The 15,784-nt window shown below is 63.5% G+C and carries 19 protein-coding genes; 4 read left to right on the plus strand and 15 right to left on the minus strand.

Annotated elements, in window-relative coordinates:
• The first annotated feature begins 24 nt into the window (after positions 1 to 24).
• The 3 genes from B0G73_RS11000 (at position 25) to B0G73_RS11010 (ending at position 3,163) form a co-directional block, all read left to right on the plus strand.
• On the plus strand, positions 25 to 504 hold the full coding sequence (locus B0G73_RS11000; protein ID WP_106280592.1) for a TRAP transporter small permease: 480 nt from the start codon (positions 25 to 27) through the stop codon (positions 502 to 504).
• Positions 505 to 511: 7 nt separating this feature from the next.
• Positions 512 to 1,864, plus strand: coding sequence for a TRAP transporter large permease (locus B0G73_RS11005; RefSeq protein WP_012426747.1), 1,353 nt, complete (start codon positions 512 to 514; stop codon positions 1,862 to 1,864).
• 99 nt (positions 1,865 to 1,963) lie between these two features.
• Positions 1,964 to 3,163, plus strand: coding sequence for a porin (locus B0G73_RS11010; RefSeq protein ID WP_106280594.1), 1,200 nt, complete (start codon positions 1,964 to 1,966; stop codon positions 3,161 to 3,163).
• 53 nt (positions 3,164 to 3,216) lie between these two features.
• Here the strand turns inward: B0G73_RS11010 and B0G73_RS11015 are convergent, their stop codons facing one another.
• The 4 genes from B0G73_RS11015 to B0G73_RS11030 form a co-directional block, all read right to left on the minus strand.
• Positions 3,217 to 3,399: a hypothetical protein gene (locus tag B0G73_RS11015; RefSeq protein WP_146144166.1), complete on the minus strand. Its 183-nt coding sequence runs from the start codon at positions 3,397 to 3,399 to the stop codon at positions 3,217 to 3,219.
• A gap of 112 nt (positions 3,400 to 3,511) precedes the next feature.
• The gene (locus B0G73_RS11020; protein ID WP_106280598.1) at positions 3,512 to 3,697 is read right to left on the minus strand and encodes a 4-oxalocrotonate tautomerase; all 186 of its coding nucleotides are present in this window, start codon (positions 3,695 to 3,697) and stop codon (positions 3,512 to 3,514) included.
• 52 nt (positions 3,698 to 3,749) lie between these two features.
• Positions 3,750 to 4,526, minus strand: coding sequence for a class II aldolase/adducin family protein (locus B0G73_RS11025; RefSeq protein WP_106280600.1), 777 nt, complete (start codon positions 4,524 to 4,526; stop codon positions 3,750 to 3,752).
• An 85-nt stretch (positions 4,527 to 4,611) separates the two neighbouring features.
• Positions 4,612 to 5,565 carry an urea transporter gene (locus B0G73_RS11030; protein WP_106280602.1) on the minus strand — a complete coding sequence of 318 codons (954 nt, stop codon included), beginning with the start codon at positions 5,563 to 5,565 and terminating at the stop codon, positions 4,612 to 4,614.
• A 258-nt stretch (positions 5,566 to 5,823) separates the two neighbouring features.
• Between B0G73_RS11030 and B0G73_RS11035 the strand changes: the two genes are divergently transcribed.
• Complete coding sequence (locus tag B0G73_RS11035) at positions 5,824 to 6,378, plus strand: putative glycolipid-binding domain-containing protein (protein ID WP_106280604.1); 555 nt, start codon at positions 5,824 to 5,826, stop codon at positions 6,376 to 6,378.
• Here B0G73_RS11035 and B0G73_RS41870 read toward each other — a convergent pair.
• From B0G73_RS41870 to sapR, 11 genes are all read right to left on the minus strand, one after another.
• Complete coding sequence (locus B0G73_RS41870) at positions 6,353 to 6,586, minus strand: hypothetical protein (protein ID WP_374957003.1); 234 nt, start codon at positions 6,584 to 6,586, stop codon at positions 6,353 to 6,355. The two genes, B0G73_RS11035 and B0G73_RS41870, sit on opposite strands and share 26 nt — an antisense overlap.
• Positions 6,561 to 7,316 (minus strand): alpha/beta fold hydrolase, encoded by a 756-nt coding sequence (locus B0G73_RS11040; RefSeq protein ID WP_374957004.1) that lies wholly within the window; start codon positions 7,314 to 7,316, stop codon positions 6,561 to 6,563. The genes B0G73_RS41870 and B0G73_RS11040 overlap by 26 nt, the downstream gene beginning before the upstream one ends.
• The gene (locus B0G73_RS11045; RefSeq protein WP_106280606.1) at positions 7,313 to 8,194 is read right to left on the minus strand and encodes a metal-dependent hydrolase; all 882 of its coding nucleotides are present in this window, start codon (positions 8,192 to 8,194) and stop codon (positions 7,313 to 7,315) included. The genes B0G73_RS11040 and B0G73_RS11045 overlap by 4 nt, the downstream gene beginning before the upstream one ends.
• Positions 8,195 to 8,276: 82 nt before the next feature.
• Positions 8,277 to 9,185 (minus strand): SDR family oxidoreductase, encoded by a 909-nt coding sequence (locus tag B0G73_RS11050; RefSeq protein WP_106280608.1) that lies wholly within the window; start codon positions 9,183 to 9,185, stop codon positions 8,277 to 8,279.
• 74 nt (positions 9,186 to 9,259) lie between these two features.
• A complete protein-coding gene (locus tag B0G73_RS11055; RefSeq protein WP_106280610.1) occupies positions 9,260 to 10,861 on the minus strand; it encodes an NAD(P)/FAD-dependent oxidoreductase in 1,602 nt (533 codons plus the stop codon).
• A 123-nt stretch (positions 10,862 to 10,984) separates the two neighbouring features.
• Positions 10,985 to 11,977, minus strand: a complete 993-nt coding sequence (locus B0G73_RS11060; RefSeq protein WP_106280611.1) for a sulfonate ABC transporter substrate-binding protein — start codon at positions 11,975 to 11,977, stop codon at positions 10,985 to 10,987.
• 320 nt (positions 11,978 to 12,297) lie between these two features.
• The gene (locus tag B0G73_RS11065) at positions 12,298 to 13,164 is read right to left on the minus strand and encodes a MerR family transcriptional regulator (RefSeq protein WP_106280613.1); all 867 of its coding nucleotides are present in this window, start codon (positions 13,162 to 13,164) and stop codon (positions 12,298 to 12,300) included.
• A 23-nt stretch (positions 13,165 to 13,187) separates the two neighbouring features.
• Complete coding sequence (locus B0G73_RS11070) at positions 13,188 to 13,781, minus strand: GNAT family N-acetyltransferase (protein WP_106280615.1); 594 nt, start codon at positions 13,779 to 13,781, stop codon at positions 13,188 to 13,190.
• 137 nt (positions 13,782 to 13,918) lie between these two features.
• The gene (locus B0G73_RS11075) at positions 13,919 to 14,179 is read right to left on the minus strand and encodes a hypothetical protein (RefSeq protein WP_106280617.1); all 261 of its coding nucleotides are present in this window, start codon (positions 14,177 to 14,179) and stop codon (positions 13,919 to 13,921) included.
• A gap of 55 nt (positions 14,180 to 14,234) precedes the next feature.
• Positions 14,235 to 14,798, minus strand: a complete 564-nt coding sequence (ddpX, locus tag B0G73_RS11080; protein ID WP_106280618.1) for a D-alanyl-D-alanine dipeptidase — start codon at positions 14,796 to 14,798, stop codon at positions 14,235 to 14,237.
• 22 nt (positions 14,799 to 14,820) lie between these two features.
• Positions 14,821 to 15,717 (minus strand): sap1 transcriptional regulator SapR, encoded by an 897-nt coding sequence (sapR, locus tag B0G73_RS11085; RefSeq protein WP_106280620.1) that lies wholly within the window; start codon positions 15,715 to 15,717, stop codon positions 14,821 to 14,823.
• Between the last annotated feature and the right edge of the window lie 67 nt (positions 15,718 to 15,784).

Raw genomic sequence — 15,784 nt, forward strand, 5'->3', positions numbered from 1 at the left:
CGGTCGAATGCAAGGACGGGTCCAATGAGATTCATGAAGCGCCCAAATGATTTTCTATTCCGTGCGCTGGTTATCGTGGCGTCGCTGAGTCTCGCCGTGCTGAGCCTGCTGGTGATTTACAGCGTCGTGATGCGCTACGTCTTCAGCGATGCACCGGATTTCGTCGAGCCCATCGCGCTTTTGCTGGTGATCGTGATCGCCATGTTCGGCGCCGCGCTCAAGGTGCGCGAAGGCGGCCATATCGGTCTCGATTCGCTCGTGAAGAAATTGCCGCCGAAAGGGCAGCTCATCGCCACGTCGTTTCAGCATATTTGCCTGATCGTGTTTGCGGTGATGGTTTTCTTCGGCTGTCTGCAGATGGTCGAGGCCACCGCTGAAGACCGGATTCCCATTATCGGTTTGCCTGAATCGTTGCGTTACTGCATTCCGGTTATTGCCAGCGTCTGCATTGCAATGTTCTCGATTGAGAACCTGCTCGCGCTTTTCGCACCGAAACAAAAATAGAGCAATCATGGAACTTGCCATCCTCTCCGTCAGTTTTCTTGTTTTCCTCCTCCTCGGCGTTCCTGTTTCTTTCGGGCTCGGGCTCGCGTGTGTCCTGACTTATCTATACGAAGGCTTGCCGGCGGCCACCGCCATGCAGTCGATGATCTCGGGCATCAACGGCTTCTCGTTTCTCGCGGTGCCGTTCTTCATTCTGTCCGGTGAACTGATGCTGCACGGTGGCATCGCGGACCGCATCCTGCGTTTCGCGCAAGCCACGGTCGGGCATTTCCGCGGCGGCCTCGGCATGGCCAACGTGGTTGCGTGCACGCTGTTCGGCGGCGTCTCCGGTTCGCCCTCGGCGGATACGTCGGCCATGGGCGGCGTAGTGATTCCGTTGATGAAGCGTGAAGGCTATAGCGCGGCCTACGCCGTCAACGTGACGACTCACTCGTCGCTGGCGGGCGCGCTGATGCCGACGTCGACCAACATGATCATCTATGCATTCGCGGCCCAGGGCATCACCGGCACGTTGAATGGACATCCCATGAGCGGCGTGTCGATCGGCGATCTGTTGTTTTCCGGTCTGCTGCCGGTGTTGTGGGTGATGGGTTTCGTGCTGATCGCCGCATACTGGCAAGCAGTCAAATACGGTTATCCGCGTCGTGCCGATGGTTCGACGGAACTGCAGAAATTCCCCGGCTGGTACGCCGTGGCCCGCACGTTCCTCGGTGCGTTGCCCGGCTTGATGGTGATCGCGATCATTCTGGTTTGCGTGGCGAAGGGCATTGCTACAGCGACGGAAGCCGCCGCTATCGCCGTGTTTTATTCGCTGGTGCTGACAATCGTCGTGTATCGCTCCATGACGATGAAGAAGCTGTTCCACGCGCTCTCCAAGGCGGCCAAAACCACCGGCGTGGTGCTGCTGCTGATCGGCGTGTCGAACATGCTGCGTTATCAGATGGCCTATCTGGAGATTCCGGATGCGATCGAACACATGCTCGACGGTGCGACCAGCCTGCCGTGGCTGATGCTGCTGTACATCAACCTGATCCAGATTTTCCTCGGCACGTTCGTCGACATGGCGGCGCACATCCTGATCACCACGCCGCTGTTCCTGCCGATGGCGATGCACGCCGGCGTCGGCCCCGTGCAGTTCGGGATCATGATCCTGCTGAATTGCGCATTGGGCCTGGTGCATCCGCCGATCGGCTCGGTGCAATTTATCGGGTGCGCGATTGGCAATGTGTCGATTGGTGAAACTACCAAGGTGGCGTGGCCTTATTACCTGGCTATCTTCAGCGCGATCAACATCGTGACTTACGTACCGATGTTCTCGACATGGTTGCCCAGCCTGATCAATGGTCACCCGGTATTTTGAAATCCCTTAGTTAACACCGGGGCATTCGAACAATATCCACACTCGGCGGCACTTGAAGCGTGCCGCAGTCAAAGAATAATTTTTTAAAGAGGAGCAGAAATGAAAAAGGCATTGGCAACTTCGGCGCTTGGCTTGGTCGCCCTCGGCGCGCACGCTCAGAGCAGCGTGACGCTGTACGGGATCGTCGATACCGGTATCGGCTATCAGAGCAGCCAGACGACGCTCGGTTCGACCAGCGGCGGCCGTTCGAACGTGAAGATGGTCAACGGCATCTGGGCCGGCAGCCGTTTCGGCCTGAAGGGCGCCGAGGACCTGGGCGGCGGCACGAAGGCGATCTTCCAGTTGGAAGAGGGCTTTAACAGCGCCACGGGCGCGCAGTCGGTCTCCGGCCTCGGGTTCAATCGCCAGGCTTATGTCGGCGTGTCGAATGCCAGCTACGGTACCTTCACGGCCGGCCGCCAATATACGTCGTACTATACGATGCTCTCGCCGTACAGCCCGACCACGTGGCTGACGGGCGCATACGGCGCGCACCCGGGCGATATCGACTCGCTGGATACGCTGTACCGTGTGAACAACTCGCTGGTGTACACGTCGCCGAGCCTGTATGGCCTGACGGCGAGCGGCTCGTATGCGCTGGGCGGCGTGCCGGGCAGCTTCAACGCCGGTTCGACGTGGAGCGCGGCGTTGCAGTACCTGAACGGTCCGTTCGGCATCGCGGCGGGCTTCCAGCGCATCAACAACTCGACGCCGGGTGGCGGCGCATGGGGCCCTGACTCCACGACGTCGAACAACGGCGCCCAGGCGGGTGTGTCGGCCATCAACAATGGCTATCAGCGCGCCCAGGCACAGCAGCGCGTGGCGGTAACGGGCGGCTATGCCTTCTCCCCGCAGTGGGACGTGTCGTTCTCGTACTCGAACGTGCAATACATTCCGGGTATCAATTCGCCGTTCCACACCACGGCGATCTTCAACACGGGCGGCGCCGTGCTGCACTTCAAGCCTTTGACGGCACTCGACCTGGCTGCGGGCTACAGCTATACGCGTGCTACCAAAGCGAACGGCATCACGAGCTCGGCCAGCTACCAGCAGTTCAACCTCTCGCAGTACTACAGCCTCTCCAAGCGCACCGGCCTGTATGCGCTCGAGGCGTATCAACGCGCAGGCGGTCAGACCCTGGGCACGAACGGCGTGAGCATCATCAACGCGACGGCCAGTGTCGGCGACGGCCAGAACAGCGCGCCGTCCTCGTCACGCAGCCAGTTTGCTGCCGGCGTGGGCATCATCCACAAGTTCTGATGACGTAAGTTCGTGGCGGTGTGTTGTAACACCGCCACGGCGACGCGTTTAAATTACGCTTCGCCGAGCATCACAAGCTGCGCGCGCAAGGCGCGCAGCATCTCTGGCACCCGGTCCTCGAGCATTGCGCGAGCCGGCCCGATTAGCGCGGTCAGCCAGATAAACGTTATCACCGCCAAATCGGCAATCTTCGCGTCCCCAGTCGTTTTCAGCATCGCCATGGTGGCAGCGCGCATGCTTCGCGACGCCGCGCGCGCCATTTCCGTTGTATTCAGTTCGGCCGCGATCGCCTACGAAAGGCCGCTTCGAGCAGCGGCCGTAGGCTGGCAAGCCGCGCGTTTCACACGCTCACGCGTCGGACCACAAACGCCCAGCCGTTGCCCAGTTTTCGCGTTTCACGTCGGTCAGAATGATATCCACCGAGTTCGGTTCGACGCCTAGCGATTCGCACGTCGCCTTGGTGATGGCTTCGACGAACTGGCGTTTCTGTTCCACCGAGCGGCCTTCGAAGAGTTCGATATGAAACGTGGGCATGGTGTGACTCCGTTAAGCATGAGAGTGGGGTTGGAATGAGCGCGGCGCAATTTCAATCGCGATAGCTGGTATCGAGGCGGTCGAGTTTGCGCAGCAAGGCGGGCCATTCGAGCGCACCCTCAATGGCGCCGCCATCGTACAGTTGTTCCGCCGTGCGTGCGGCGACCGCGTCGCCCGGCACCACGAGTTGCGCGCCGCATGCCTGGGCCTGTAACTGGATCTCGCATGCCTTGAGCAGCGTTGCCATCAGCACATAGGCTTCGGCAACCGTGCGGCCCGTGGTCAGCGTGCCGTGATTACGCAACAGCATGGCGGGCTTGTCGGCGAGATGCGCGACGAGGCGCTCGCCCTCCGCGGGTGAAAACGCGAGGCCTTCGTAATCGTGGTACGCGAGTTGGCCGTAAAAGCGCAGCGCGTGTTGCGAGGCGGGCAGCAGGCCGGCCGGTTGCGCGGAGACCGCCACGCCCGCCGTATTGTGCAGATGCATCACGCAGAAGGCATCGGCGCGTGCCGCGTGGACCGCCGCGTGCAGCGCGAAGCCGGTCGCGTTCACCGCATGTTCGCTCGCGCCGACAACGTTACCCGCGATATCGATCTTCACGAGATTCGAGGCGCGCACTTCATCGAAGGCGAGGCCGAACGGGTTGATCAGAAAGTGGCCGGGCTCGCCCGGAACACTTGCCGAGATATGCGTGTAGATCAGATCGTCCCAACCGTTGAGCGCCACAAGCCGGTAGGCCGCGGCTAGGTCGACACGGGTCTGGCGCTCCGCGTCGGACAATGGCCCTGTTTCCGCGACGTGGCCGGCAGGGGTGTGAGTGAATGACATGTCTGTCTCCTGAATCCGGAAATTGCTCGATCGCCGAAACGCGTGCGTGCGGGCGCGTGGCGCTTGGCGAGACTTCGTGGCCTGACTAGCTCGCGCGCCTGGCCGGAACCGGTGTCGTCGCGCGGCGTGTGGTGTCCACAGGTTGTGCTGGTTCAAAGGGGGCCACGCCATGCGCCGGGCGCTGTGTGAGCCACTGCACGCTCCACGTCGCGAGGACGAAGGGCGCGGTCATGACCGGCCAGCCGAAGTATGCCGCCGCCGCTTGCAGCACGCTCGACAAGGCCACGCCGCCGAGCATCGCGACGAGGCGGCAGTCCGCTAGCGCGAGCGCGGTCAGCACGCCGTTGAATCCTAACAGGCCGGCGTCGAACGACGCCATCGTTGCGCCGGGCAGCAGGTGCGCGGCGCTGGCGAGCGCCGCGCCGATCAGCGCCCGCAGCGCATGCCTGCGCGACGCCGCCGCAATCCCGAGCAACACGAGCAAACCGGGCAACGCGCCCGACGCAAAACCGGTTTGCGCGAAACCTGCAAGCAAGCCGCCGCCCCATTGCGTCACGTTCGTCGCGCTCGTCACGTGCGCCGGGCTTGCGGTGACCGGCGGCGCGTTGAAGGTGATCATCGGCAGCCAAAGCCACGTGACGATCAGGCACGGGCTCGAGAAAAAGCCCAGTCCACGCTCACGCAGCCAACGCGACCACGGCGCTAACAGCCACGCCGTGCAGGTGGCGGCGAGAATCGCCACCGCGCCCGCTGTCGCATTGTCGGCAATGAAGTTGAAGGCGGCCAGCCCCGCCAGCGCGCCGTTGAAACCGTGCAGTCCGGCGCGCGTATCGTCCTCGCGATAGCCGGCCAATACCGCGCTCACGTTGGCCGCGACCGCACCCATCAGCGCCGCGCAGGCGAGGCGCGGGTCGTAGAGCAGCCATGCGGCGAGCAGGCACGCGCCAGTGAAGGCGTTTGGTTGCAGCACGATCTGGCCGAGGCTGCGCAACAACGTGCGCAAGGCGGCGGATCGAGCTTCGGTTGCGACGGGGTGCATGATGGGAAGGCAGTGTGTTTTCAATGTTGCGCAATTCCGCTGTCCGGGCGTCGGGCGCGCGTCGGGGTAGGAGGACTTCGAACCGCGAGCATAGGCCAGCCACGCCGCGCTGGGCATCGCGTGCGTTGATAGTGGCTATTTGCGATACCTGCCCGCCATACCATGCGTCGCCGAAACGAAAATTTTCGCGCTACGATATGAAGAACCCGGCGCGGCCCGGCAGAACCCGGTCGCGCCGTCCAACGAGGAGGCAGGCAGATGCGTGAATTACGGTGGGCATCGGAAGAGGGCGACGGCATCGAACATCTGGCGTTCGACGCGCACGAGGACGGCTTCGCGGTGGAAAGCGTCGTGGTCGGCCAGCGTTACGGAAAGTCGTATGGCCTGCATTACAAGGTGCGCTGCGACTCGCAATGGCGCACACAGTACGCGTGGCTGAAGATCGTCGGCGGCGGCGAACTGGAGTTGCATGGCGATGGCGCCGGCCATTGGCACGATGGACACGGCCTCGCGCTGAGCGCGATCGAGGGCTGCATCGACATCGATATCGCCGCTACGCCGTTCACCAACACGCTGCCGATCCGTCGCTTGCAACTGGCCGAAGGCGAGCGTCAACCCATTTCGGTGGCGTATATATCGACGCCCGATTTGCAGGTCACCCGTGTCGAACAGGCGTACTCCTGCATCGAGTTGCATCGCGAGTATCGCTACGAGGGCATCTTCCGCAACTTCACGGCAGATATGAAGGTCGACGACGACGGCCTCGTGATCGATTATCCGACGCTGTTCACACGCCTGCCGCGCGGGCGTTGAGTGTAGACGGCGCGGCCCAGCCGCCATGGTCCGCGCGATGCCGCTCCACGAAGCGTTCGATACTCGCCGCGATCCGTTCGGATTCGCGCAGCACGACCCAATGGCCGGCATCGATCTCATTGCGCTCATACGCGCCGAGCCAGCCCTCCAGCCCAAGCGAGAGCGCCGGGCCGACGTACCGGTCACGCAGCGGCACGATGAATTGCACCGGCGCGTGCGCATGACGCGCGCGCGGGCGCAACAGCTTGTCGATGAAATTGGCGCGGTACATTCAGGCCGTTGAGCGCGTTGCGCAGCTGCGCGGGATCGGGCGCGGGGCGCACGCGTTCCGTCACGCGCAGCCACAACGGCCACAGGCGTGCGGCGCCCACGCGCCACACAAGTTCGGGCAACCACGGCAAATGAAAGAAGAAGATGTACCAGGACTTGAGCGTTTGCCGGACGCCGCTGCCGAACGGGCGTTTCGTTGTCGGCTGTGCGGTTCGAGCGGCGCCGTCGCGTTCGCTCTCGCTCTCGCCGCGCAAGCCGAAAGACGCGTGATCGAGACACGGCCCTGAGATCGACGTGTACGAAGCGATGCGTCCTTTGAACGCCGGGTCGGTCACGGCTTCCCAGCTTTGAATCGAGCCCCAGTCGTGGCCGACCAGGTGGAACGGCCGCGCGCCACAGGTTGCGTCGGCGACCGCCGCAAGGTCGGCGGCGAGGCGTTCGAGCCGGTAAGCGTGGCGCGTGGCCGGCGCTTCGGAGGCGCCGGCGCCGCGCACGTCGTAGGCAATCACACGGTAGCGCGTGTCCAGATGCGCGCGCACCGGTTCCCACACGGCCGCCGAGTCGGGATAACCGTGCACCAGCACGATTGGCGGCGCGTCGCGCGGTCCGCTCACGTACACCGTGAGCCGCACGTCGCCGGCCTCGACCGACAGCGTGTCGCGTATCACGCGGCCGCCTGCACACCGCGCCGCGCGGCCTTGCGGGCGCTCGGCGTGAGCGCATTGGCGGCATCGACCGCGGCGACGAGACCCTCGATGCGTGCCAGTTGCACACGGTTGTCGTGATCCCACGGATGGAAGCCGGGCCGGAAAAAGCTCAGCCATTCACCTGCGATGCGCGGAAACACACCATGACGTGGGCCATACAGATACTTCACGACGCGCCACATGCCGCGTAGATGACCGCCGCGTTTGCGATCGGCGATGAGCAACCGCACGTGGTAGTCGAACACGATCAGCCAGAACGTCAGCGTCGTGGCGAGCATGGTGCCGGTGCGCAGCAGATAGCGGCCGAGCCCGGGTTTGAGCACGGCGTTCCATACGTCGTAGGAAACGGACTTGTGCTCGGTTTCCTCGAGCGCATGCCAGGTCCACATCTGCGTATAGCCTTCCACCGAACCGCCGATGCGCGACGCGTCTTCCAGCAGCAGGCCGGCCAGCATCGCCGTGTAGTGTTCGAGGCAGACGGTGACGGCGAGCTGGTAAGAATGCGGCAGGACTTTGCGGCCGAAGTTGAGAATCGCCCACAGCCGTTTGTCGAGCTTGTGCGCGGGCAGGCCGGCTGCCTGCAGCAGATCGTTGTATTCGACATGCTCGCGCGTATGCATGGCTTCCTGGCCGATGAAGCCGAGCACCTGCTTCTTCAGCACAGGGTCGTCGATCTGATCGCGGTAGTTGCGCACGCTGTCCATGAAAAAACGCTCGCCGGCCGGAAACAGCAGCGAAAGCGCGTTGAAGAAGTGTGTCACATGCGAGCCCTGCACGTGCCAATCGCAGGCACGTTCCGGCGGCAAATTAAAACGGAGGTCGCGGCGAATCGGCATCATGGCGTTTCTCCCTGTGATTCTCGATGAATTGCTGATCGGGATCGAATGACGTACGTGGCGCCCGGCAAAGAAGTCCGGCGCATCAGGCGCGCTTGCCGTCCATCTGCGCGGCGCGCCGCGCGCGTTTTTCGGCGATGCGTTTCATGCGGCGCGTTTGTATCACCACGAGTGCCTGATAGGCGGCCGGCAGCGTGCGCGCCAGCCAGTCGGCGGCTCGCGCGTCGCGTCCGATCAGCACGCGCCGCTTGTTTCTGCGCACGCCGTCGAGAATCACGCGCGCGGCTTCGTCGGCGCTGGTGATGAAAAACTTTTCGAAGTCGTCCTTGCCTTGCTGTTCGGTTTCCAGCATGAAGCCGACCATGTTCGTCGCGATGCGGCTCGATTGCGCGATGCTCGTGCGGATGCCGCCCGGATGCACGCAGGTCGCCGAGACGCCGCATTTCATCAGGTCGAGTTCCTGGCGCAGCGCTTCGGTAAAGCCGCGCACGGCGAATTTGGTCGCGTTGTACCCGCTCATGCCGGGCTGCGAAAACAACCCGAACACGCTCGACGTATTGACAATATGGCCGTCGCCGGAGGCCTTGATGTACGGCAGAAACGCTTTCGTGCCGTGCACCACGCCCCAGAAGTTGATATCGACGATCCACTCCAGATCCGCGTAATCCATCCCTTCGATCGTGCTCGACAGCGCGACGCCCGCGTTGTTGAACACGAGATTGACGCCCTGATGCTGCGCGGCCGTTTCGGCGGCCCAGTCGAACATCGCGGCGCGCTCGGCAACATCGAGCACGCGGGTGGTGATACGCAACGGCGAACCGACGATCCGCGGTGCCGCGGCTTGCGCCAGCTGTGCGGTTTCGGCGAGGCTCGCGGCATTGCGGTCGGCGAGCGCGAGGTGGCAGCCTTCGCGCGCCAGTTGAATCGCGAGCGAGCGGCCCATGCCCGAGCCTGCGCCGGTGATCGCGGCGACTTTGTCGGTAAAGTTTTTCATTGGTTTATCTCCGGTTCTCCCTGAACGGTGCCTTTTTCGTTGTCGTTGTCGTTGTCGTTGTCTTTTATGTGTGGTCAGGCTGTTTCCACAGGCGCGGAAGCAGCGCCGCCATGAGCATGCGTGCCGTGCGCTGAACCCGGCGACACGCTCGCCACATGCGGTGCGGGCGAATACGCGAGGTAATCGGCCATGCTGAAGGTGCTGGTGGCCTGGCGGAATTTGTAGGCAAATCCCGGCCACAGCGTCGTGTTCTTGCCGGTCGACGGATCGAGATACCAGCTCTTGCAGCCACCTGTGGACCAGATCGCGCGGCCGAGCTTCTGCTGGATCTGCTCGTTGTACGCGCGCTCCACATGCGGACGCACTTCGATGGCGTCGGCACGTTCAGCATGCATCGTCTTCAGCGCGCGCAGGATGTACTCGACCTGCGACTCGATCATGAACACCATCGAGTTGTGGCCAAGACCCGTGTTCGGTCCAACCACCATGAAGAAGTTTGGATAACCAGGTAATGTCGTACCGAGGTAAGCATGCGCGCCGTCGCGCCACGTATCGACGATATCGACGCCGCCGCGCCCGCGTACCACGCCGCGCGGAAACGGGTCGGCCACCTGGAAGCCGGTGCCGAAGATCAGGCAGTCGGCGCGATGACGCGCGCCGTCGCTGGTGACGACCGCGTCTTCCTCGATGCGCGCGATGCCGGCGGTCGTCACCGAAACGTTCTGGCGCGACAGAGCGGGGAAGTAATCGTTCGAAATCAGCACGCGCTTGCAGCCCATTGTGTAATTGGGCGTGAGCGCGGCGCGCAACTGCGGATCGCGCACCTGGCGGCGCAGATGCCGCTCCGCGGCTTTCTGCGCGGTCTTCATCAGCGACGGATGAATCGCGAAACCCAGGGCGCGCGATTCGAGCATGCAGTAGAGTGCCGAGCGCATGATCTTCTGCGTGAACGGCAGGTGTTTGAACAGCCATCGCTCCAGCGGTCTGACGGCGCGGTCGGCCTTCGGCATGATCCACGGCGGCGTGCGCTGGAACAGGTCGAGATGCGCGACGCGCGGCGCGATCTGCGGAACGAACTGGATCGCGCTCGCACCCGTGCCGATCACGGCGACGCGTTTGCCTTCGAGCGAATAGCTGTGATCCCATTGCTGCGAGTGGAAGGTCTTGCCTTTGAATTTTTCGAGGCCGGGAATGTTCGGCACGGCCGCGCGCGACAGGCCGCCCATAGCCGAAATCAGCACGCGTGCCGACCATTGTCGGCCGTTCGCAAAGGTCAATTGCCAGCGGTGGCGCGCTCCGTCGTAGATCGCGCTGGCCAGTTCATGGCCGAAACGCAGATGCCGCTCGACGCCGAAGCGCTGCGTGCAGTCTTCGAGGTAAGCGCGGATTTCCGGTTGGCGCGCGAACATGCGGGTCCAGCGCGGATTCGGGGCAAAGGAGAACGAGTAGACGTGGGATTGGACGTCGCACGCGCAACCGGGGTAATGGTTGTCGCGCCACGTGCCACCGACCGAATCGGCCTTTTCGGCAACCATGAAGTCCGTGACGCCGGACTGGCGCAGGCGGATCGCCATGCCGAGGCCCGCGAATCCGGTCCCGATGATGGCGATGTCGGTTTCGATAGGCGCTAACGCTTCGGGCGCCGCGGCGTCGTGGAGCATCGTGCGTGCGTTCATCCGATCCGTCTCCTTTTACCTTCTAAACTGTTACATTGGTTGATGTAACAATAGAGGCTGGTAACGGATGACGCAAGTTGACGGTTAGACGCCCGCCTCTAGGCGCGGAGGCCCGCCGCCGGGCTACTTTGCGGCCAGTGCCGACGTGATTTCGCGGTTTTGCCAGACGCTGTCTTTGACGATGATTTTCGCCGGGATCAGATTGGCGCCGTAGAACGCATCGGCGACGTTCTGCTGCGAACGCACGATCTCGTCCGTGACGGCGGTGGTGCCATACGGATAGCGGCGCACCCATGTTTCGACCAGCTTCTGATCGAGACCGACCTTCGGCGCGATCAGCGCGGCGGTTTCCACCGGGTGCGTGTTGACCCACAGCCCGGCGGTGCGCAACTGTCCAAGAATCGCGCCGATCACGTCGGGATGCTGCTGCGCGAAGTCGCGCGTCGCTTCATAGAAGTTGTACGGGGCGTTGAGTTCGGTGTAGTCGGCCAGCGTGCGCGCTTTCAACGCCTGCTGCGCGGACGCGTAGTACGGATCCCAGATCACCCATGCATCGACGCTGCCGCTTTCGAAGGCGGCGCGCGCGTCGGCGGGCGGCAGGTACACCGGGCGAATATCCTCGTAGCGCAGGCCCGCTTTCTTGAGCGCTTCGAGTATCAGATAGTTCGAGCTGGAGCCTTTTTGCAGCGCGACGCGTTTGCCTTTCAGATCGGCCACGCTATGCAGCGGCGAGTCGCCTTTGACGAGGATCGCCTCGGCGTGGCGTCCCGAAGGCTCGGCGCCGACGTACACGAAGCGCACGCCGCCGGCTTGAGCAAACACCGGTGGCGGCGCGCCCGTGTAGCCGAAGTCGATGCTGTTCGCGTTCAACGCTTCGAGCAGCTGCGGGCCAGCGGGGAATTCGAACCACTTGATGCTGTAGCCGAGCGGTTTGAGTTTTTCGTCGAGCGAGCCTTGCGCCTTGAGAATCGCGAGCAGCCCCGATTTCTGATAGCCGATGCGCAGTACCTTGGCCGGCTCGCTGCCGTTGCCGCCGGTCTGCGCGGTGGCGTTCAAGGTGGTGAAGGCCGCGAGCAAGGCGGCGAGTTGAAGCGAATAACGGGCGTGACGGACCATCCTGCGAATCTCCATTGCGTTCGATTGGTGTGGCCGCCGTGGGTTGTCTGCGGGCTTCGTTCGGTCCGCTAAAAGCATGGCGCGGACTCGCGGATGCGGCAGAAAACGCGTTGCGGCGACGTTCGGGGATCGTCGCATGGAGCTCGCGCGGTTCAAACGAAGCAATGCAGATTTGAATATGACGCGGGGCGGAACATGCGCGGTCCCGGTGCGTCCAGCGAGCACGCGCAAGCGGGCGTGCGTATAAGCACGAGTGAAGGCGAAGGGTAGTACGCGGGCGCAGGCGGACGCGAAGGCGAGAGCGAGACCGCGCGTGCAGACTACTTCTTTGTTTTGTGCTTCTTTGTCGTGCCCGCAGCGCTCGCAGCGCCTTCCGCAGGATGCCCCAGTTTTTTTTCCATGATCGCCGCGACACGGTCGCCGAGGTAATCGCCCGAGGCTTCTTCCAGCGCCCGGTTCATTTCGCTTTCCACCAGCACCATCGCGAGCGGCCGCAGGCGCCAGATCGCTTCGACTAGAGCCGGCACGTCGGCGGGCGGCGGCAGCGCGTCGGCGTCGTAGCGGTCCAGTTGACGGACCACCAGATCGACGAGCGCTTTAGCGACCGCGTTGAAATGCGGCCGCGCGATGCCTACCGCGTCGAGCAGATCGGCAAGCGGAATGCCTTCCTTCGCCATGGTCGCGCCGGCGGCCAGCGCCGTCGGGCTGCCCGACACGAACGAGAGACCGTCGCGCTCCAGCAGACCGAGGTCGACCGCCTTGCCGAGCGCGCTCGGCGAAGCCTTGTCGCCGAACATGTGCAGCAGTTCGAGCAGCGAGTATTTTTTCGGCCGCTCGCGCGACCAGCGACCGCCGATCGCCGTTTCCAGGCCGAGGATGGAGCGCAGATCGTGGCCTTCGTCGACGGCCATGATCAGGTCCTGGATGTTCGCGAGCGTATAGCCGCGCGCGAGCAGATGGTTGATCAGCTTCAGACGCGAAGCGTGCGTGTCGTCGTACACGCCGACGCGGCCGCGTTTTTCCGGCGGCGCGAGCAGGCCTCGATCCTGATAGGCGCGCACATTGCGCACGGTGGTGTCGGTAACGCGCGCGAGTTCGTCGACGGTGTATTCGTTGCGCGGCGTGGCGCCGGCTGCTTCGTGCGCGTCGGCGGACAACGGTGGGACAGGAGGCGGGGTGTTGGGCATGGGAGGGATTCTAGCGCGGCGCTTCAGTCGCGTCCTGCCGACACGTCGTCCGGCACGCTCGAATCACCCTTGCCGAGTGCGCGCTGCATCAGCGTTGTGTCGAGCCAGCGGCCGTGTTTGAAGCCCACCGCCTTCAGCGTGCCGGTTAGCTCGAAACCCAACTGCGTATGCAGCGACAGCGAACCGCCGCTGCCGCCGTCCGCGATCACGGCGATCATCTGACGCCATGGTCCGGTTTCGCAGCGTTCGATCAGCGCCTGGAGCAGCACGCGCCCCAGACCGCGGCCTCGATAGGCGTCGTTCACATAGATGGAATCTTCGATGGTGTTGCGATACGCGGCGCGCGGCCGATAAGGCGTCGCGTAGCAATAGCCGGCGACTTCGCCGTCGATCTCCGCCACCATGTACGGCAGCCCGTGGCTGCGTACCGACGCGAGCCGCGTGCGCAGATCGTCGACGGAGGGCGGGGTTTCTTCGAACGAGGCGACGCCGGTCAGCACGTGGTGGGCGTAGATCGCCTGGATCGCCGGAAGATCGGCTTCGGTGGCGTCGCGGATCAGCGGGGCGGTTGCGGACGCTGATCCTGAAGTGGCGGTCGTGGTGTGGGTGATGCTCATACGTGGTCCTGTCGTGGCGATCATTCGGCGGATACGCTTGACTATGCCCGCCGCGCGCGCGAATTTGAAGCGAGTCAAAAATCGCCGCGACGTATGGCGAAGGTGACACACACCCACGCCCACGCGCCTGGCACCGCTTAGCTATGCGAGTACGTATCGGGCTGCGTCACGTACCCACGATGATGCCGTTTATGCCTGACCTTATGTTTCGGTTTGGCCTCGGTTGTCGGCGCATGCTGTTCGGCGGATTGCCGCGGAGCCGGCGCCTGCTGGGCCTGTGCATGACCGGACGGCAGCGAGCTTTGGCCCTCGCCGAAGCGGAAGGTTTGCGCGGTCTGGGCATATGCGCCGGCAGAAACCGTCAGGGCGGCAACCGCCAGGCAAATTGAAAACTTCATGGATCCTCCTTCTGAACGAGCCGGTGAGGATACCTGTTTTCCTGGCGATCGATCGTCACATCAGGCGAAGCGGCCCGCTCGCGCTGTTGTCGATCAGCGGCAATGCGCGAGAACCGGGCAACTCGTAATGCCACCATTCACTCTTGATGTGCGTGAAGCCCGCGCCATGCATCACACCCAGCAACAGCATGCGATTGCGCTGCACCTCTTCCGGCAAGCCGGGATGAAAGTGCTCCGATTCGATCGTCATGGCGTCGAAGCCGGTGCCCATGTCGAGTTCTTCGCCGTGCGCGTCGAGCAATGTCAGGTCGAGCGCTGTCCCGCGGCTATGGTTCGAGCCGCGCGTCAGGTCCGCCACGTAGGTCGGATCGGGCAGAAAATCCCACAGCACCTGCTGCGCTTGCGGCGGCCGGTATGCATCGAAAATGCGTAACGTCGTGCCGATCTGGCGGGCGAGTTCGATCGCACGGCGCAGTGCCGCTTCCGCTGGTTCGAGCAGAAGACAATGCGCGGCCTGGTAGATCGGTTTCCCGGTGAGGTTACGCGCGGTGGCGTAGACGAGGTCGAGATCCACGCCATGCGTGGCGGGCGTGATTTCGATGAGTCGATGGTCGGTCATGAGGCGAAGGACGTGGCGTGCATCAGAGGTCGTCGAATTGATCGAATTCGCTTTGCAGTTCGCGGTTGCGCGCGACCCGTTCGTCGATACGCGGCCCGAGTCTTTCGACGACCGCCGAGATCAGCAGATTGAAAAGGCAGGTGAGCGGCGCGAGTGAATCCCAGAACTGGCCGACGTCGGTTTTCACCTGCAGCAGGTCGCCGTTGAATTCGCGCGCCCACGGACAGTAAATGTCGGTAACGAGCGCGAAGGGCAAGCCGCGGCGCGTGGCGGCTTCGCAATAGCGTCGCGCGACCTTCGAGTAGGCGCGTGTGTCGGTGACGATCAGATACGGCGATTCGAAGCCGGCGTTCAGCGAATCGACGTACGAGCCCGACATGCCGTCTGAATAGAACACGCGCGGACGGATGTATTCGAGGTAACTGTAGAACGCGTTGCTGATGCCGCGCGTGGACTGAATGCCGAGAATGTAGACGGCATCCGCGTTCGAGATGCGCTCGGCCACGTGCGCGAACACCGGCGATTGCGCGAGTTGGTAAACGTGCTGGATCGCGCCGATTTCGAGTTCGAGCGAATGGGCGAGCGCGGGGTTGGGCTCGGCAGGCGAACTAGCGTCCGGCGTGGTGCCGTCGTGCTGACCGGCGACGCGGCGGAACGCATCGAGCCGGTCCGTGATCAGCCACGGACGCTCCTGAGCGCCGCGCAGTTCGCGCTTCAGGTCGTCGAGATTCTGATAGCCGACGCTGCGCAGGAAACGGCCGACCGATATGCCGCTCGTGCCGGCTTGCTGGGCGATCTGGTCGGCGGTTTCGAGGCCGAGCCGGTCGAGATTGGCCAGCATGTAGCTGGCGACGCGCTTGGAGGTGGGCGTGAGTTCGGCAAAGCGGGCTTCGACGGTTTGAGCAAAAGCGGTCGGCATCGTAGTCGCGGCGCTGGGTGGTGGTTAGTCGAACGTGGAATGATGACATACTCGACCGGCCGCCCGC

The organism is Paraburkholderia sp. BL25I1N1, assembly GCF_003002025.1.
Taxonomy (GTDB): Bacteria; Pseudomonadota; Gammaproteobacteria; order Burkholderiales; family Burkholderiaceae; genus Paraburkholderia.